This is a genomic window from Candidatus Erwinia haradaeae (assembly GCF_900698935.1).
Classification (GTDB): Bacteria; Pseudomonadota; Gammaproteobacteria; order Enterobacterales; family Enterobacteriaceae; genus Erwinia_E; species Erwinia_E haradaeae_D.
The window spans coordinates 747893-769074 of the sequence record NZ_LR217715.1; the positions used below are offsets into that span (position 1 = coordinate 747893).

Consider the following 21182-nt stretch of genomic DNA (forward strand, 5'->3'; position numbering starts at 1 on the left):
ATGTAATCCTTCTGGTTTAATCACATAACACTTAACAAGCTGTAACTGAAAGCGCCCTATGTCTAAAAACTTACGGATACATCGGATATAAAAATTTTTTAAACTAATGTAGGTGGTAGTGAGTATTGCTAATCTGTAGGATAAAGAATCCCGTAATCGAAAAAAATTCAAGGATCCCATTAATTACAAAAAGATATATATAGTCAAGACATACATAGCTATATTTATTAGCATCCTTCATCAAGAAGTTATTGTAAAATGATATACTAAATAACTGCACTAAATGACCACAATATACTCCAAAAAAGGATAGTTACATTATGAGATCTCTTTATTGATGGATATATTAAGCGAAATCAATAATGACACTCCTCTGAAAAGACAGAATATAATTGTCAATCTTCATCCATGAAAAAAACTGGCAGCATGCTATACAACCTATTCAAGGATGAATCCATTGTCTATTTAAGTATCCATATAATATTAACTATGATAATTGGAATACCTGTAGCAACAGACACGTTGCACCCTGGAATATCAAAACACTAATACCATCTAGGAGAGTTAAATATGTCAGCTGAATATGTTCTGTCAATGATTCAGGATCATCAAGTGAAATTTGTGGACCTGCGCTTTACAGATACCAAGGGTAAAGAGCAACACATGACTATCCCTGCTCCTCGTGTGAATAAGGACCTTTTGCAAGAAGGGAAAATGTTTGACGGATCTTCGATTAGTGGCTGGAAAGACATTAACGAATCTGACATGATTTTAATGCCAGATACCATCACTGCTGTCCTTGATCCGTTCTTTTTAGACTCTACTCTTATTCTACGTTGTGATATTCTAGAACCAAATACGATGCAAGGTTACGACCGCGATCCACGCTCTATTTCTAAACGCGCTGAGGATTTTTTAAAAAACTCTGGTATTGCAGATACTGTATTTTTTGGTCCAGAACCTGAATTCTTCTTATTTGACGATATTCGTTTTGAGCATAATGCTGCCGGTTCACACGTTGCTATTGATGACATTGAAGCATTCTGGAATACTGGTAAAAAATACCTAAGTGGAAACAAAGGGCACCGTCCTGGTCTTAAAGGAGGATATTTTCCTGTGCCTCCAGTGGATTCATCACAGGATATACGTTCTACAATGTGCCTAATGATGGAAAATATGGGTTTAGTAGTTGAAGCGCATCACCACGAAGTGGCTAGCGCGGGTCAAAATGAGATCGCTACTCGCTTTAATACTATGACTAAAAAAGCCGATGAACTTCAAATTTATAAGTATGTAGTGCACAATGTCGCCAACTCTTATGGAAAAACTGCGACTTTTATGCCCAAACCAATCTGTGGCGATAATGGTTCTGGTATGCACTGTCATATGTCCTTATATAAAAATAATATGAATATGTTCTCTGGTGATAAATACGGTGGACTATCGGAAACAGCTCTGTTTTACATAGGCGGAATCATTAAACATGCTAAAGCAATTAACGCCTTATCAAACCCAACTACAAATTCATATAAGCGTTTAGTGCCCGGATATGAAGCACCAGTAATACTTGCTTATTCTTCTCGTAATCGTTCGGCATCCGTCCGCATTCCCGTCGTTGGTAATCCTCAAGCATGCCGGATTGAAGTACGCTTTCCTGATCCCGCAGCTAATCCATATTTATGCTTTTCTACAATGTTAATGGCTGGTTTAGATGGGATCATGAACAAAACCCACCCCGGAGAAGCCATAGACAGCAATCTCTATAAACTACCATTATCTGAAGAGGTTATCATGCCAAAAGTGGCCAGTTCACTAGATGAAGCACTTGCTGCCTTACACAAAGACCACGCATTTCTTACTCGTGGTGGTGTATTTACCGATAATGCTATCGAGGCTTATATTAAATTACGTAGAGCAGAAATGGAACATGTATACCGTACCCCACATCCTGTGGAATTCGAACTATACTACAGTGTTTAATAGAGTAAAATCTCGATGATCACCTCTCTACTTCATAGACATTATGAAAAACTAGAAACAGGCTGTGATTAAAAACGATAGAACCAGCCCATCAATAGGTGGGCTTTTTCTTCATATATAAATTATAATACTTATGTGTGCTGAATTAAATATTCAGGTGTATTTGACTCAAAGAGCTGCTATATAAATCCTCAAACTAATCATTAGCCAAGCTTACACTAAAGTGTACATAGCATTAATAACAATTCACAATATATTTAAGTTATTACATTTTTTGCTCAGGTGAATCCACCTGATGATATTGTAAGACAGGCGTTAACCAGCATTCTGCCTCTAATGTCATACGCTGGATATCGGTAGAATTCAGATTAGGTATCAATCGCTGCATAAAAAAATCGTCTTTCTCGCCTCTCATATGATTAGTTCCATTCCAATACTGTAAGAGTTTTCTACGTGCCTGACGCTGCGTATTCGTATCATGTTTTAGAATACATTGATGTTTATCAAAACATTCTTGTAACCAGACCCCCCCGGAAGATGTCAGAAATATAGGAAAACATAGACCTAATCGATACCCAGTAAAATAATGTAATAAATACTTTTTTGCTTCATCAGAGTCTAACGGCAAAAAACGCCATACACTATCCTTAAGACCTAGTGCTAGGCTAATTCCGTTTCCACCTATTGCACAATACATTAAATGCTCTAACCATAATGTTAATGCATCCTGGAAATTCAATACTCCAGGACGCCAACGCAATAGTCCATGAGCCTGCACTTGAGTAAGGTAACCAGTAAGCAATAGTTTACGGTTAATATGTAGCGATATTTCCCTATTGTGTACGGGAGCGTAATGTGGGGCTATTCTAGAAGACAGCTGACCCATGTCAGCTACTCGCTGCTCCCAAAATAATTTCCCCCACACACCATAGGGCAACATACCGGCCGCTTTAAAAGCGGTATACAACAACCATGGATCTGTTTGGTTCATAATCGCCTTTAATAACTGACTATCCATCTGATAACGAGCAATGCTATCTACAACAAACGGTTCTATATCAGATAACACACTATCGTCTCTTTCAAAAAAAATACCAAGACGAGATTGAAAAAAATACCGTACTGGATGTCGCCAAAAATTTATTAGCGTATCCACATTAAGGCTGGTTTCTTCGTCTTGTAAAACAACATGACCTAAAGAACTATACAAAGCATTTGAATGCTTACTGGTAGGAGGCCACAAAGTAAAAACTTCACATGATTTTATAGGGTGAATCAAATGATTTTTGGAAAGAGGAATACGACGATGTACGTGCTGTATATGATTGGTAATCGCGATAGCGCTGCTGGCAGTATCTTTATCTAAATCCTGAGCTAAAATAAAACTATAGCTTATATACTCCATTAGCTCACTTACTAATAGTGATGGATAGCACTCTGTATTATCGTGTATAGATATGTTAACATAACTGATATAAAATTTTTCGTTTGCAGAATTCAAAGCATCTAAGAAGATGTATTTTTCACTATTTAAACAACGATTATTACTCTTTTGTGTATGTGCCGTTAAACTCTTATTATGCATTAAATCCACGCTAAATGGCAGCATAGTACGCGGATATACCCCTTCATTCATCCCTAGTAGATATACTACTTTAAATGGAACACATATCATTGGAATCAAAGTACAAAAATTGATAAATCCAGGAAGATACGGATGGCTTATAGATTGCTCATCTATATAGAGATTCAGCTCATCTCGCAACCGCGATAATGGTATGATCTCATGATATAAAGCTTGAATCCCATGATTAATTACTTTGTTCCATTGATCTTCAATCAATACTAACTCTGTTTCATTATCTGCATTTTTACTCACAAAATCATCAAGAATCTGACGACATATCGGTAACCAACCACTCAAATTTAACGGTGTGCTTAAGCGCGTTCTCCATTTTTTCAGACATATTAGAAATTCAGCAAGCTTGCCTACTAATTCTGCATTCAGTCCGCTCGATTCATCAAAAGGCAAAATACCATTCCACTCACCTGCTGCACTATCTATGGCGTAACCTAATAACATGCGATGTAATCCAAACTTCCAAGTATTCTGAGCGGTAATGGGTAACTCACTATCGCATGCATTTTGATCATCTAAGCCCCATCGTATTCCTGAATCAGATACCCAACGACGCAATAACAAAAAATCCTCTTGGTTAATACCGAAACAGTCAGATACAGCAGGATATTCCAGCAAAGACAATACTTCTTCAGCAGAATACTGACTATCTGGTAACCGCAGTAAAACATGGAAAATCTTAATAAATGAGTTTCCTTCGATAAACTTTTCATCAGCGATATAAAATGGCAGACTTCGATCTGAAACAGAAGAACTAAAAATAGCTTGAATAAAAGGTCTATAAATATTGATATCTGCAGCCATTACTACAATGTCTCGAACTGTCAGCGCTGGATCAGCTTGCATCATTACTAATAATTGATCGTATAAAACCTCCACTTCATGATACAAGCTATAACATACATGAATGGCTACTGAGTGATCATCTAAAGTGATAATACGCTTGCCGTAACTATGTGTTTTGTGATTATCTTTCAGATAAAGCATTGAGTGGTCTTTTAGTTCTAAAATATCGTACTGTAAGGTCTGTAAAAGATTACAGGGCTCCGTGTTAACAAAGGCGCATATTTCTTTAGTCGCACACTGTACAAAAAGAAAAAGATTTTCTCTTTCAGATTGACCCCATGCAGATAACAGAGGGTTACTTAAGTGCCACTCACCAACTGTGTTAAATGCAGAAAAAACATGTTCTATATTACGAAATTGTGGAATCGAATGACCATCCTTATAGTGATTACGGTGATGATTTTTTAGTTGAGTTAAGCATGTGTTATCTGGAATATCCCCCCAATAATAACGACATGGATTAGTAAAAAAAATATGGACATCTGTGTGCATTCCGATCGCTTCTACATAAGATATAGGTAGCGTTGATAGACCAAAAATAAACACTCGATCAGGTAAACCTGGCGGACGCGTTATGAAATTTTTAAAAATAAACAGAAAATTTAGAAAAAAATCAATAGACCCCCTTCTTGGTTCCTCTAACCGACGAATATGTGCTACTAATGCAACCCATAGTGGTGCTTGCCACGTCTGAGCATCGCCCAACTCTTCTACCCTTTCCAAACGCCCCCATTGATGTAGCCACTCAGGGTGATTCACCATATACTCTTTAAATAAAATCGCTACACAAGATGTTAGCTGGAATAGCTTATGATCTTCTATATCGTCAATGAGATAATGACGCAGCATAACAAAACACTCATCTTGTAGCAAACTTGGGAGAATTGCTCTCATCTTCCAGCGCATACTAGATTTACTAAACAAACTTTTCTTAGGAGATAGAGGAAATACACCATGCACAATATCCCAAATAAAATTCTCGGGCGATGGAAAATCGATATTGGCAGCAATACCAAACTCTTCAGCTAATGAGATTTTTAACCATGGGACAATATTTGAACCTTTAACTAGCACTACTTCTGGGCATAAAGGATTACATAGAGGCTTCTCTTTAATTTCCCGACAAAGCAGTCTTTTAAGCATTTCTAATTTATTAGAGTGATAAAGAGTAATCATACTTATTGATCTAATACGTGATATACTGTATGTTTTAGTAGTAAAAATAAGTGCTAACTGTTATATGTAAATATCAAAGAATAATAACAAGGTTGCATAAAAAAACACTTCTGTTACAAGTTTCTATAGTAATTTTATTATAATAGTGATATTTTATAGTGAAACAAAGTCAGCGGGAATAGCTCAGTTGGTAGAGCACGACCTTGCCAAGGTCGGGGTCGCGAGTTCGAGTCTCGTTTCCCGCTCCAGGATATTGCCAATTAATTGTGTCAACTTATACATCCTCATGTTGAAATATCTACTGTGTCATGTGTCTGATATGCAATGTAAGAAGTCTAAATTGTAGATAAAGTAGTTGTATAATCGTTATAGAATTACAGTTCTATGATATAATATTTTTGATTAAAGCAGCATTATTTGATCGATTAAACATAAATCGTAATTCTATATACTATATATAACTTAGATACATCGTAGTTTATTGCCAATTATTGATTTTATTGCTAATTTTTTTAAAAATCAAAATGAAATGTTGGACAACAGTGTTTAAAACTACTCATAGAGCTACTAGAGACAACAGTTGCATAAATGTGTAGTCGTATTCTTGCTGTTTTAGTGCATGAGTATTCCCAATAAATATTGCGGCTTACGTGTAAACGGCATCTGAAAATACCATAATACGTGTCATTAAACATTAGCATATAACAACAAGAAATTTAAGTAGTCTAGATTATCGTAGAAAAAGAATCTAATTGCATTCCATATAGATATGAATAGGCTGCGAACACGTACAATACATTTCCAATGTTATAATATAATACGCAATTTATATTGAAAAAATGCTATAAACATTATAGTCTCTGAATTTATTAATGATGCCATCCATCTGCTATGGTAGCAGTATTAAACAAAAATGCATCAAAATAAAAGATCTGACTAGCTTGAGTATCTTAAGAATAATTTTTGAATGTGAATTTCATCATCCATACTTGAGACAAGACTATAATATCGTTAAAATAAAAATAATCATGAATGATACAAATAGCGTAAATTGCCCAACTTGTGGCGCCAATGTAATTTGGAGTAAAACAAACAATTGGCGTCCATTTTGTAGCAAACGTTGTCAACTCATAGATCTAGAAGGATGGTTACATTAAGGATATCCAAAATTCTTCTATACGATAAAAACGCAGTAAAAAATATATATTACTCTTTGTTAGTAAAATATTGCTCAACTAATAACTCATACTTAGTTATATTGATAATTTTGGCGCAAACATATCTTTCATATTAATAGCCATAGTACACCTAACTAGATTCAGCGTTTATTTCACTATGCGTCATCATAGATAAAATGTTTTTATTTATATTACAAGTCTACCAGAGTCTATATGACAATGACCCATATCCCTATATTGCACATATCATAGATATATACTCATACGCTGGCTCATCCCCTAAGAACTCTTGCTTTTAAAGTATCAAATCATCTGCTTGATGATGCGGGCTGTGCCAACCTATAGACCAGAAAATACACAACATATCATATAATAAAATTATCAATACAATAATTATCAAAATTTTTAACAAAATTTATATCCGTCACTGTACGCAACCATTTTTAACTTCATAGGTTGTACTTAAGTGATAAAACTGAGCCTTTCATAAAGACTTCAAAATACCTCATCTCTTTTGTCTCATGCAGAAGACATTTTTTTAATTTGTTCTCTGAGGTTTGCTTTATGTCGTGCAGCTTTATTTTTATGAATCAATCCCTTAGAAGCTTGGCGATCTAGAAGTGGTTGCATAGCATGAAATGCATTCTTTGCACTTTCTTGATTACCAATAGCAATAGCTGCATACACTTTTTTAATAAAAGTACGTATCATTGAACGACGACTTGCATTATGCTGACGATTTTTTTCAGATGTAATCACTCGTTTCTTAGCTGACTTGATATTAGCCAAAATTTCACTCCTAAATATTAATACTATATATTATAAAATTTTAGAAAATTATTTCCTTTAACATGCTAATTGTCAATGATTTTTTAAAATTAATAGAAATTATTCATGCGCAATGCGTATAGCTCAATGAACAGCAAACATAAATTGATTATATGTATAACTTGCCGCGCAATAGAAAAACTTATTTCTTCAGTGCGCCACTGAATTAAAAAACTAAAATGACTACACCTCTATGTCACTAGAATAATCAGAAATGAGATTCGTGCTTCAAAAATCATTTACTATGCCACATAGCTAAAGTGAATAATTCAATAACTTTTAATCATAATCCAATAATCAATGAATTAAGGATACCGTGATAGTAAACGATCAATGATACCCCTGAAAAATTATTCACAATCTTCATCCTTGTCAGCAAACAATGGCTAGACATCTGAGAAATCCCGTTATAGCAACACAACGGAAAGTTCATATAAAATTCATGTTACTCATAGCATTTAGTAATACTAAACAAACTGATTTCATGACCTTTATACAATATTTATAAACTGTGATTGATATATTATAAAATACAGAAATATAAATAATCTTTAATCACATTAAGCAGTATTAATCGTGAAGTATTATAATAATAATGTGCATTTTCGTGCGTTAACTATATTTCTGTACTATATTTAAATCCCAGTATTTAGATTCGTATCATATCTATCTTCTGGATGAGATTAAATCTAATATTATTAGAGACATAAAACATGATACTATGCATGAGATACTAGACATATGAAATTATATTGGATAATATTCTCTGAGTATGGAATATTTAGCATGGAATATTATATATAAATTTTGCTATGTACTAATTGAAATATTGATGTTCTCCCTAGTGTCCTCGTTGCATTAAATGCCAACATCATGCATATAATATAAAGACTACTATCAGCCGGTATGACACAGGTAAACTGCCAATTAAAAAGATTTAACATGAACAAGCGACAGTCATGGCATACATAAAATAGACATTATTTTCTAGTGTATGATATGACAGACTTGCTATTAATGCAAAATGCTATGTGCACAACCATCCACAAAGATGTTTAGTGTTACTCTGCTGTATTATATAAAAAATACATTCTCGTATTTTTCTTCAAAAACATGTTTTGATAGAATCACATTCTCACAGTAACTCAATACTACACTAAAGAAGATCTAATAAAATAGTATTAAAAACTTCAGATCATAGATATTACTTCTCTAAAAAATAAAGAATTAAACCTCATAGCGCTTATGAAAAAAGTACGTATACATATCAGTTGTACTTACATACTGCGATTAATATTAATTAATTGAAATTTATTTTTATGCTATGTGCTATGTGCTATTACCATAAAAATGTTCGTTTGTACTTAACATTCAACGATCATGCAAAAGCATTAATAAAGATGGAACGAAAATCTAATGATTGACTACAAAAAAACTTTAAATTTACCAAAAACAAGTTTTCCAATGCGAGGAAATTTATCTCAAAACGAACCTCGTATTTTGCAACGTTGGTATGATGATAAACTATATAATATGATACGAACAGCAAAACAAGATAAAAAAATATTTTTACTACATGATGGACCGCCTTATGCGAATGGAAATATTCATATTGGTCACGCAGTTAATAAAATATTAAAAGATATTATTCTTAAATCTAAGAGTCTTTCTGGATATAACGCACCTTATATACCAGGTTGGGACTGCCATGGTTTACCAATAGAACACCAAGTAGAGAAAATCGCTGGTAAGCCAGGAGATAGAATTAGTCCAGCAGAATTTCGTATCGCATGTCGTAATTATGCCTCTCAACAAGTAGATAGACAAAAATCTGAGTTTATTCGACTTGGAGTCTTAGGTGAATGGGATCAACCTTATCAAACCATGAACTTTCAGACCGAAGCTAATATTATCAGAGCACTTGGAAAAATAATTAAAAATGGTCACCTCTACAAAGGTGTAAAACCTGTACCATGGTGTCTAGATTGTCGCTCTGCTATAGCAGACGCTGAAATAGAGTATTATGATAGAGTGTCTCCGTCAATTATGGTTCTATTTAATGCCATAGATAAAAAAGACATAGAGAGAACATTTAATAATGTATATATCGATGGTCCAATTTCACTAGTAATATGGACCACCACTCCATGGACTCTTCCAGCTCATCGTGCTCTTGCAGTACATCCACATGTGAGCTATCAACTAGTCCAAATTATAGATCGAGTACTCATACTGGCTGCCGATATGGTCGATACAATTATGAGTTGTATGGGGGTCAAAAAATGGAATATACTGGGAAATGTACAAGGAAAAGCTCTTGAGAGGATGCAGTTTCAGCATCCATTTCTCACATACATATCTTCTATAATTCTAAATGACAATGTAACCATGGACACTGGTACAGGAATAGTACATACTGCACCTGATCATGGTTTAGATGATTATGCTATCAGTCAAAAATATGCTATTAATACCATTAACCCAGTTGGACCAGACGGTTGTTATCTACCTGGTATTTTTTCTCAATTAGATGGTGTACACATCTTTCAAGCTAACGATATCATTATAGAAATTTTACGTAAAAATCACGCCTTGCTCCACTCAGAAGAAATACAACACAGCTACCCACACTGCTGGCGTCACAAAAGTCCAATCATCTTTCGCGTAACTCCACAATGGTTTATTAGTATGGATCAAAAAGGACTACGCGCGCAGTCCTTACACCAGATTAAAAACGTGTATTGGATTCCAAGCTGGGGTAAAACACGGATGAAAGAAATGCTTATCAATCGTCCAGACTGGTGTATTTCGCGACAACGCACTTGGGGCGTGCCCATTGCACTTTTTATTCACAAACAAACTGAACAACTCCATCCTGATTCCTTGGAAATACTCGAAACAGTCGCACAGCTTGTCGAGAAAAGCGGTATTCAAGCATGGTGGGATTTGGATCCTTCTCCAATACTCGGGTCTGATGCTAACAATTATATTCAAGTTTCTGATACACTAGACGTTTGGTTTGATTCAGGTTCTACCAGCTTCTCAGTAATTGATACACTACCTGAATATCTAAATCATGTACCTGATATGTATCTAGAAGGGTCTGATCAACACCGTGGGTGGTTTATGTCATCCTTAATCATGTCTACGGCCATCAAAGGTATAGCACCATATCGACAGGTGCTTACGCATGGATTTACCGTTGATGGTCAAGGACTCAAAATGTCAAAATCACAGAATAATACTATAAGACCACGGGATATTATCGATAAAGTAGGCGCAGATATTGTACGCTTATGGGTAGCATCTACTAATTATTCCGGAGAGATTTCTTGCTCTGATCAAATTCTACAACGCTCTATTGATAGTTATCGTCGTATCCGTAATACTGCACGTTTTCTTTTAGCTAATCTCACTGGTTTTCATCCTGCAAACAACAAAGTTAGTCAGGAAAATATGTTAGTATTAGACCGCTGGGCCATCGGACGCGCTCTAGAAGCACAGAATGCTATTATATCCTCATATGAAAACTATCAATTTCATGAAGTAGTACAGCGTATAATGCATTTCTGCTCTATTGAAATGGGATCCTTTTATCTTGACATTATCAAAGATCGCCAATATACAGCTAAATCTGATAGCTTAGCACGTCATAGCTGTCAAACGGCACTATGGTATATTTCTGAAGCCTTAGTGCGTTGGATAGCGCCAATTACATCCTTTACAGCAGATGAGGTCTGGCGTCATTTACCTGGTGAAAGGGCGCAATATGTATTTACTGAAGAATGGTTTAATGACTTGTACAGTCTTTCTGATTATGAAATCATGAACAATGAATATTGGGATGAATTAATTAAAGTACGCGGAGAAGTTAATAAAGTGATTGAACAAGCGCGTATTAAAAAACATATAGGAACGTCCTTAGAAGTCAGCGTCATACTCTATGTCAACCAAAGGTTAGCAGAAAAGCTAAGTCACCTTCACGAAGAATTACGCTTTGTTTTACTGACATCTGGAGCGGAGGTCTTAGATATTACTTATGCACCGAATGATGCATATCAAAGCGGTCTTTTCGCAGACTTAAAAATTGTATTACACAAATTAGAAACTCAAAAATGTCCGCGATGCTGGCATCATACCAAAGATATTGGCCACCATAATGTATACACTGACATATGTAGCCGTTGTATTGCTAATGTATTTGGTCATGGTGAAAACCGTAAATTTGCATGATCAGTAAACACTTAAGATATTGTGGACTGCGTTGGCTATGGCTATCTTTTATCGTGGTGATCCTGGATCTACTAAGCAAGCAATGGGTGATAACGCATCTACTTCTTCATGAATCAATATCAATTATGCCATATATTAATCTTTATCATTCTCATAATTCTGGTGCAGCCTTTAGTTTTCTTGCTGATCAAGATGGATGGCAGCGCTGGTTTTTATCTGGTATAACTAGTACTCTTCTGACTATCTTACTATTTAGTATGTATTATAATCAAGTGAAGTGCACACTACATAATATTGCGTATGCCTTACTCATAGGTGGCGCGTTAGGGAATTTGTATAATCGAATCACATATGGATTTGTAATTGATTTTATTGATTTGCATCTGAAAGAGTGGCATTTTGCTACATTTAATATTGCTGATAGTGCAATTTTTATTGGCATTGTGCTTTTTCTCTGTAAGAGGAATTATAGTTCTAGTCACTCATAAACATCAAAAATCTGCGCAAGAATCTTTTACAGTCCTAATCTGGATACAATCATAGATTGCTATAGCTTGTTCAGCTATAAAATTACACTTAGCGGTCTACACGATTACTTTGACATCGCCTACGCAGGCTTACGTATTTTAAAACTAAAAATCAATATACTATCTTCAGAGATAAAACAATCGATAATTATAACAATATCAATCACTATATAATCAAAATTGATGTGATGAATGCAGATTACATATATGAGGATACATACAGATTACGCATATAACAATGATATCTGATTACCACATCGTGATTTATGGCATACATGGAAGACCATATTCAGTAGTTAAATTAAGATATCATATTTTATACATATTATACATATAATGAACTCGCACATATCTCTTAGCGTGCAGAAGGAAACATATTTGATGACAAAATGAAATACAAGAATCTCATATTCAGATAAAATAGTCAGACATAGAACACAAATCAAAACATACAACCCATCAAGTTGTAAAACACAGATATCAGATTAGATATGTGGATATTGAAATACACTACAATCACTACAAATTAGTAATGAGAAAATATCATTAACTACATATAGGAAACCTATTTTATATATTCCTCATAACACAAAATAGCCATCATGATCCATTCCAACATAAGAAAGACATAATATATACACATGCTGTAAAAACTCTAACACAATACACTGGAATATAATAATTATACTAAAACCGCTGGCACACATAAAACAAAATACTGCAATTTTGTATCTTGCCCTCACACATGCGAGATATTCGATTACACTACCACATTGTTAGAAATCAACAGAGAAAAAATACAACAAACCTAGTTGTTTCTAGAACTAAAAATAAACACTATATTGCAATATCATGTATAGATGGATGATATCATATGTCATTTGCTTTATTGTCAACTCTATCGATACAGATAGCTTGACCGTATCAATTTATGAACATATCTCAATACCATTGCGATTATTATTACTGGAGAGAAGCTATGCAGATCGTATTAGCCAATCCACGCGGATTTTGTGCAGGCGTTCATCGTGCTATCAACATCGTTGAGCGAATTCTGGAGATTTACGGCGCCCCCATCTTTGTACGTCATGAAATAGTACATAATAACTACGTGGTGCAAAAATTACAAGAACGAGGGGTGATTTTTATTGAAGAAATAGATCAAGTACCAGAAAGGTCCATTCTTGTTTTTTCGGCACATGGTGTCTCTCAAGTCGTACGCAAACAGGCTATGCAACGAAATTTATTAATGATCTTTGATGCAACCTGTCCACTTGTGACAAAAATTCATATGGAAGTCGCGCGTGCTAGCAGACAGGGCATAGAAACTATCTTGATTGGACACTCTGGCCATCCAGAAGTAGAAGGGACTATGGGTCAATATAACAACGAACACGGTGGAATGTATTTAGTCAGCACCTCAGATGATATCTCATCGCTGTATATTAAAAACCAAAATAATATACGCTTTGTGACACAAACCACACTATCAGTTTCCGATAGCATCCATGTTATTCATGCTTTGCATTCTCGTTTTCCTCAAATCATCGGATCACGTAAAAATGACATTTGCTATGCCACCACCAACCGCCAGAAAGCGGTAAATGCTCTTACACAACATGCTGACTTAATACTGGTAGTCGGTTCAAAAAATTCTTCTAATTCTAATCGATTGGCCGAATTAGCTCAAAGATTGGGACGAAGAACATTCTTAATTGATTCTGCAGAAGACATTCAAGAAGAATGGTTAAAAAATATTCACTGTGTGGGTGTTACTGCCGGTGCATCAGCGCCAAATATTCTAGTACAGCAAGTGACAAAAAGACTTATTCAACTAGGTGGTATATGTACCACTGAGCTATTAGGGCATCAAGAAAATATGATATTTGATATTCCAAAAGAGTTACGTCGATAAATGTAAATCTACAATTTATGACTGCGTAATCATTGCTCCTTCTTGCTTCATATGAATGAGAATCGTTGTATTATTCTTATTTATAGCATGCATCATACAGCTTCAATATCTAAATAAATATTATCATATGTCACTCAATTTTCTGTATTAAGCTTATATGAAATCTCATACTCTAATGGATTGTATACACAGAACATGCGAGAAAAAAATCAATTTTTATGAAATCTGCTCTAGCTATCTCTTAATCTTAAGAAAACAATATTCTTTAAAAAGTTATACGCATCTCTGATACGGAGCTACCAAAAATCAGAATATAACTTGTGGTCTTATAACCAATTTTTTCGTTTAAAATAAGCATAGGGCGCTAACCCAGCAAGAATCATCAATAATATCGCAGCTGGATACCCAAAACCCCATTTTAACTCTGGCATAAACGCAAAATTCATTCCATAGCTAGAGGCTACTAGTGTTGGCGGTAAAAAAACCACTGATACCACTGAAAAAATTTTAATAATACGGCTTTGTTCAATATTAATAAAACCCATGGCTGCCTGCATTAAAAAATTAACCTTTTGAAATAATGATTCAGTATGTGGCAATAACGACTCTATATCGCGCAAAATCTCACGAGCCTGCTCTAGCTGATGAGCGGGAAGGCGTGTTTTACGTACTAAGAAATTTAAGGCCCGTTGAGTATCCATCAAACAAAGACGCACTTTCCAACCAACATCCTCTTGTCCTGCCAAAGCGGATAGTGCATTATCAAATTCATCGCCCTGCTTTCCCTCCATAATTACTCTACTAAATTTTTCTAAATTACTGGAAATATTTTCAATTTCATCAGCTAATTGTTCAATTTTGGTTTCAAACAAATCCAATAAAATCTCATAAGCGTTTCCATCAGTTAAGGTTTGATTACGTGCTCGCATACGGTAAAGCCGAAATGCTGGAAGTTCACGTTCACGTAAGGTATAAAGACGCCCATCTCGGACAGTAAATGCAACTGTGGAATTACCCGCATGATCATCAAAATCCTCATACAAGAAAAAAGAGTGAATATGCAGACCATCATCATCCTCAAAAAAACGTGCTGAAGCTTCTATATCTTCTAATTCCGGACTCGTAGCTAAAACTTGCCCTAAGACGTTTTGTACACGAGCACGTTGAATTTCTTCTGGTTCAATCAGATCTACCCAAATTGAATCATTTAGGTTATCTCTGGTATTAGGATCCTCCAATGCAAGTCGACATAGCCGACTATTATCTAATTTAAATGCACTCAGCATAACTATATTCTCAAGTTAAAGGGGGGAATAAGAGAGAGCGTGGCAAGATATCTTGCTATAATCAGAATCTGTAGCGCACATGTTTGGTTTGATTACTGCACTCTTAGACTACACGCTAACATTCATAGCGATGTATCTACTATTCCAAAATAGTATAGTTTAGTACTTTGCAAACTCATACGTGAGCTATCACCGACACCATCTATATCTCAGGAACTTCCCAATACACCGCTACAAACGCTAAAATAAAAGATAGCAACAATCTTTTAGAAAAAAATTACGTTGTAACATACCGCACATATTATTACATAATATTAAAATATTAAAACATAATAACTACTATCACAAAGGCACAGACACTGCACTATACTTATAAAGTCACATTAGCATTCTCATATACAGATTATATGAGCTATAAAACCGCTTCTCTAGCTTGGTATTATTGTATATGCTCTAATGATTACTCTAATAGTCACCACTAAGCGCTTATTAAGCATATTGAATACAATACAACTGTATTAGAGCATATGTTTGTCAGTACCTCTTCTCGGGCATTATACAAATGGCATATATTTAATAATACAGTTCATGAACTATATCTTCGGTTGTCTAAATTATTTTATGGTCTATATTAAACGTGCACTCATTTTTCTACAGTACTGTATTCATCTATAGATAGTGACCTACTGAAAAATATTGACACCAAGTTAAGATTCGCATAATCACAATTAACAAAAAATGCTTTGGATCTCTATGCTGACCTATGATACACAATTGAGCACGGTAAGACCTATAAAGATCCTCAATGATAAAATCAATATTTTTGATATCTTATGACTATCAATACAGATCTAGAAAGACTTATCTGCTATACTGATGAACGTTCGATGAATTGAGCTTGAATATTCTCGTTATAGTATGTCAAGAACGTATACTACTACTTTCTGGTGTATTACTACTTTGAATATATCATAAAAAACAACATATATGCCTACTCAAATAATGTATCATGTACATATGCTATCTAGGATTACCGTAAGGAGAATATGTGTCGATATGTTCTAAACATATACATATTTTTTCTAAATAACACAGTAGTCTAAAACTCTCCACTAAAAAATAATTAACATTAGAAGACACGCATGCCATGGATGTCATTGTATATTCATTAAGAATCTTTCAACTAAGAGGTGATCATCGTATATATCTCAGCTGTTTATTTATCAGGCTATGCAATAACATGCTTGTAAGTTTTTGAGTACGTTGTAGACTTTAGTAGGTAAGGGTCTTAACTTCCTCTATGCTATGGAAGCTTATTCATCAACCGGAATATCCTGGAAAACGATTGAACCATAAGATCCAACAAATAGATTATAGTCTATTTTTAATAATAACGAGGCGTAAACATGAAAAAAACAGCTATCGCAATTGCAGTAGCACTGGCTGGTTTCGCTACAGTAGCGCAAGCTACTCCTAAAGAAAACACCTGGTATACTGGTACTCAGTTTGGCTTGTCTCATTACGATGATACAAAATATTATGGTAATAACTACCAGAATAATGATGGAAGCACTCATAAAAGCCAATTAGGCTCTGGTGTGTTTTTTGGTTATCAAGCCACCCCAGCTCTCAGTTTTGATTTTGGGTATAATTGGTTGGGTCGGATGCCCAACAAAGGAAAGACGATTCACGGTTCCTTTCAGACTCAAGGAGTCCAATTATCCACTAAATTCACTTACCCACTAGCGAATAATGTGGACGTGTATACCCGTCTAGGTAGCATGGTCTGGCACGCAGACTCTAAACAGACAAATCTAACTAAGCCGCCTTCAATACATTCGAAAACTACTGGTATTTCGCCGCTCATCGGTTGTGGTGTGGAATACACGATCACTAAAAATTGGGCCACTCATCTAGATTATCAATGGACTAATAATATTGGAGATGCCCATACTGTTGGTGCCCGCCCTGATAATAGCCTGTTCAGCGTTGGTATTACTTATCGTTTTGGTCAAAATGAACCAGAAACATTTATCACTTCTGGATCATCTTCCATATCAGAGAATAATCATTTTACTTTGAAATCTGATGTATTATTTACCTTTAATCAAACAACTCTCACTGCAGATGGTCAAAAGATTTTAGATCAATTATATAATCAGCTTAACAATCTTGATACTAAAGATGCATCGATAGTAGTGGTTGGTTATAGTGATCGTATTGGCTCAAGCTTATACAATCAAAAAATTTCTGAAAAACGCAGTCAGTCTGTCGTAGATTATTTAATTGAAAAGGGCATTCCTGCTGACCAAATCACTGCACGAGGTGAGGGACAGTCTAACCCTATATCTGCACATAGTTGTGAATCTATTAACGATCGCCAAGCCTTAATTGTCTGTTTAGCGCCTGATAGACGCGTAGAAGTAGAAGTTAAAGACATACAAGATGTGGTCATCCCATCATCAAATTAAGCTATATCTCTATCAATACCCCTCTTTAGGGGTATTGATACTTCAAGAAATAATATAGAATTATATTCTATCCTATAGCTTAGCTCAAGATGTCTACCGCGAATCTTTGATGTTGGAGAAATTCCGGAGACACACAGAACGTAGAACATACTCCACACAGTAACATCTTTCAATATTGATAACCTGTGCACTTCTGTAGTAATACTATTTCTAAATATAAAAATTTAATGCTTAAATACACCATTATCAGTGATGCATGCCATCTATATTGTATGGATAAGTCTGTTTACTACCTATTTTCACAAAGCATACCCCCAACAACCACCACTATGATGAGTCTCTAATGTCGTAAGACAATATTTAATTATAGTCTAATGATCTGTCAGATAGATACGATTACCTTGAGGATCCATATATATTGATTGATACCATTGGTTATCTAATTTTACGTCGAGATACGAAAGTGTTGATCTCTTTATAAATATTAAAGACGCTGAAGAATATTCGATCATTTCCTCTATTTTTAATCGTTTTTTCATCATATATTTCAATATCCAAAAAATATTATATATACTATTGCATTATTGTTTAGTATTAAAATCTCACTACTATCATACTGATATCGATCATATTCACATATATCAGAGTATTTAATATGTATGTGTGTATCTGATCACTAAAAATATATTACAAACATTCTTATTGTATCCACACAATGTTCGAATCAGGAAATAGCCCCTCTACAATAAAAACATTGCGTTACTTGTGAGGTAATCAGATGAAAGTTTTAATCGATAACACAAAAGCTTTACAAAAATGTGTAACACTAAAAATTAATCACAACATAATTGAAAATGCAATACACAATAAGCTAAGAACAATAGCTAAAAAGATACGTATCGATGGATTTCGTTTAGGAAAAGCACCAATAAAGATCGTGACGCAGCGTTATAGCTCTTCTGTTCGCCAAGATATTATCAATGAATTTATGCAACGCATCTTTATTGACAGGCTAACAAAAGAGCAATGGCATCCATCTAGTTCTCCCGTGTATAAACTTCACCAAAATACTTGTGGCCAAGATGTTATTTTTTCCGTTTTATTTGATGTATATCCATGTATTGAGTTAAAAGGACTAGAAAATATAGAAATTGAAAAACCAATCATTAAAATTACTGAGACCGACATAGACATGATGTTATATATGCTGCGTCAGCAAAAAGCGGTTTGGAAAGAAACTAATGAAACGGCAGCCATCCATGATCGTGTAACACTGGATTTTACAAGTTCCATAAAGAATGAGGATTTTATAGGTGATAAAGCATTAGATATTAATCTAGTAATCGGAAGCGGACGCATGCCTGCTTCTTTTGAAAAAGGTATTATTGGACATAAAGCAGGCGAAAACTTTATGATTGACGTCACCTTTCCAATCGATTATAAAAATTTATACTTACAGGATAAGAAAGTACAATTCAAGGTTGTATTAAAAAAAGTAGAAAGATGCCATCTACCAGAACTGACCACAGAATTTATACAACAATTTGGTATAAAAGAAGGATCTCTAAATACTTTGCGAACAGAACTACATAAAAATATGCAACGTGAACTGAATAATGCTATGCGTCGTTTTATGAAATTACAAGTCATTAATGGATTGCTAACCGCTAATAATATTGAGATTCCTCAAAATATAGTCAATAGCAATATTGATCTTTTAAAACTACAGCAGACACATAGATGTAGTGATAATACCATAATTACAAACTCAAAAACACCTCATGAATTATATGTTGAAAAGACCCAACGTCATATACTAATAGATTTAATTTTTAAAACAGTGATCCACTCCTACGATATAAAAACTGACGAAAATCGCGTACATGCATTAATAGAAGAACTAGCTTCTGCTTATGAAGATCAAGAAGAGGTGATATCTTTATATAAAAGTAATTCCGAACTTATGCAACAGATGCGTAATATCGCTCTAGAAGCACAAGCAGTGGAAGAAGTATTATTACGAGTAAAATTAACTGAAAAATTTATCACTTTTCATCAATTTATGCATCTATCCTTCACGCATTGAAGGTAGTCTTACTAGCTACTAGCATTTGTGTGACATGATCAGAAAAACTCTTAGCCTTATAGTTATTACTGATCCACCTGTCTCTGACAGATATCGATAGTCAATCATATCGGTGATCTTTAAAAAATTTTTTTGACCATCCTAACTTAGCGCTCAATATATGAAAATAATTATAATGTTTAGGATGAATTAAATTTAAAGAATAATCACTTCTATGAATCAAAATCTGATCATTCTTATATACAGGAAGTACTACTTGGCTATCGAAACTAATCTTTAGGTGACTGCATACATCCAAGAAACGTAAACAAATATTACTGCTATTTTTTATAACTAGTGGACGCGCTGATAACCGATGCGGAAACATCGGGACAAGAGATATAGCATCTAGAGATGGTGTAATAATTGGGCCTCCGGCAGAAAGAGCATAAGCTGTAGAGCCAGTCGGTGTGGAGATAATCAGACCATCCGAACGCTCTGAAAAAGCAAAACTATCATCAATATATACTTCAAATTCGATCATATGAGCTACCTTACCAGGATGTACCACGATTTCATTCATAGCAATTTCGCTACACGGAGACCCTGATTGATCTAAAACAATCCCTTCTAATAAAAACCGTTGATCAATTAAGTAATTACCTGCCAACACTTCTGATAACTGTATTTTTAAATGATCGGGATCTAAGTCAGTGAGAAATCCGAGCTTACCGCGGTTTATACCTATTACCTTAATATTATAACGTGCTAAATCACGCGCGGCGCCCAGCATACTACCATCCCCACCTATTACTACTGCTAGATTAGCCGTACAACCAATGTCTGATAACGTCCCGGTTTGTATACCTTCTAGTATATTTAACTCACGCGCAACTCTATGCTCAACAATAACCTGATATCCCGCCTCTACTAACCAATGATACAGTACTTTATAAGTAGCAAGCATGGTGGAATAATGTGGGTGTCCAATAATTCCAATACAACTAAAGGACTCATTCATTTTCTTCATTTTCCTTA

The 21182-nt window shown here is 34.8% G+C and carries 10 protein-coding genes, 1 tRNA gene and 1 pseudogene; 8 read left to right on the forward strand and 4 right to left on the reverse strand.

The window, feature by feature from the left end; translation table 11 throughout:
• The first annotated feature begins 570 nt into the window (after positions 1-570).
• Complete coding sequence (gene glnA / locus ERCIKOCA2762_RS02325; protein WP_157988583.1) at positions 571-1980, forward strand: glutamate--ammonia ligase; 1410 nt, start codon at positions 571-573, stop codon at positions 1978-1980.
• Positions 1981-2245: 265 nt separating this feature from the next.
• On the opposite strand, the gene recC is transcribed toward glnA, so the two are convergent.
• Positions 2246-5641, reverse strand: a complete 3396-nt coding sequence (recC, locus tag ERCIKOCA2762_RS02330) for an exodeoxyribonuclease V subunit gamma (RefSeq protein ID WP_157988584.1) — start codon at positions 5639-5641, stop codon at positions 2246-2248.
• Between the two features lie 172 nt (positions 5642-5813).
• Here recC and ERCIKOCA2762_RS02335 point away from each other — a divergent pair.
• Both ERCIKOCA2762_RS02335 and yacG read left to right on the forward strand, forming a co-directional pair.
• Positions 5814-5889 (forward strand) — tRNA-Gly (locus tag ERCIKOCA2762_RS02335).
• 780 nt (positions 5890-6669) lie between these two features.
• Positions 6670-6789, forward strand: a pseudogene (yacG, locus tag ERCIKOCA2762_RS02340) (DNA gyrase inhibitor YacG); the annotation flags it as partial.
• 549 nt (positions 6790-7338) lie between these two features.
• Here yacG and rpsT read toward each other — a convergent pair.
• Complete coding sequence (rpsT, locus tag ERCIKOCA2762_RS02345) at positions 7339-7608, reverse strand: 30S ribosomal protein S20 (RefSeq protein ID WP_157988585.1); 270 nt, start codon at positions 7606-7608, stop codon at positions 7339-7341.
• 1455 nt (positions 7609-9063) lie between these two features.
• Here rpsT and ileS point away from each other — a divergent pair.
• The 3 genes from ileS (at position 9064) to ispH (ending at position 14322) form a co-directional block, all read left to right on the forward strand.
• A complete protein-coding gene (ileS, locus tag ERCIKOCA2762_RS02350) occupies positions 9064-11880 on the forward strand; it encodes an isoleucine--tRNA ligase (protein WP_157988586.1) in 2817 nt (938 codons plus the stop codon).
• The gene (lspA, locus tag ERCIKOCA2762_RS02355) at positions 11877-12368 is read left to right on the forward strand and encodes a signal peptidase II (protein ID WP_232043106.1); all 492 of its coding nucleotides are present in this window, start codon (positions 11877-11879) and stop codon (positions 12366-12368) included. Before ileS ends, lspA begins: the two co-directional genes overlap by 4 nt.
• Before the next feature lie 1018 nt (positions 12369-13386).
• Positions 13387-14322, forward strand: a complete 936-nt coding sequence (gene ispH, locus ERCIKOCA2762_RS02360; RefSeq protein ID WP_157988587.1) for a 4-hydroxy-3-methylbut-2-enyl diphosphate reductase — start codon at positions 13387-13389, stop codon at positions 14320-14322.
• 326 nt (positions 14323-14648) lie between these two features.
• Here the strand turns inward: ispH and corA are convergent, their stop codons facing one another.
• Positions 14649-15608 carry a magnesium/cobalt transporter CorA gene (corA, locus tag ERCIKOCA2762_RS02365; RefSeq protein ID WP_157988588.1) on the reverse strand — a complete coding sequence of 320 codons (960 nt, stop codon included), beginning with the start codon at positions 15606-15608 and terminating at the stop codon, positions 14649-14651.
• 1406 nt (positions 15609-17014) lie between these two features.
• On the opposite strand from corA, the gene ompA reads away from it, so the two are divergent.
• Together ompA and tig are read left to right on the forward strand one after the other, a co-directional pair.
• Positions 17015-18079 carry a porin OmpA gene (gene ompA, locus ERCIKOCA2762_RS02370; RefSeq protein ID WP_157988589.1) on the forward strand — a complete coding sequence of 355 codons (1065 nt, stop codon included), beginning with the start codon at positions 17015-17017 and terminating at the stop codon, positions 18077-18079.
• A gap of 778 nt (positions 18080-18857) precedes the next feature.
• A complete protein-coding gene (tig, locus tag ERCIKOCA2762_RS02375; protein ID WP_157988590.1) occupies positions 18858-20165 on the forward strand; it encodes a trigger factor in 1308 nt (435 codons plus the stop codon).
• Positions 20166-20265: 100 nt separating this feature from the next.
• On the opposite strand, the gene nadK is transcribed toward tig, so the two are convergent.
• Positions 20266-21165 carry an NAD(+) kinase gene (gene nadK / locus ERCIKOCA2762_RS02380; protein ID WP_157988794.1) on the reverse strand — a complete coding sequence of 300 codons (900 nt, stop codon included), beginning with the start codon at positions 21163-21165 and terminating at the stop codon, positions 20266-20268.
• Positions 21166-21182: the final 17 nt, after the last annotated feature.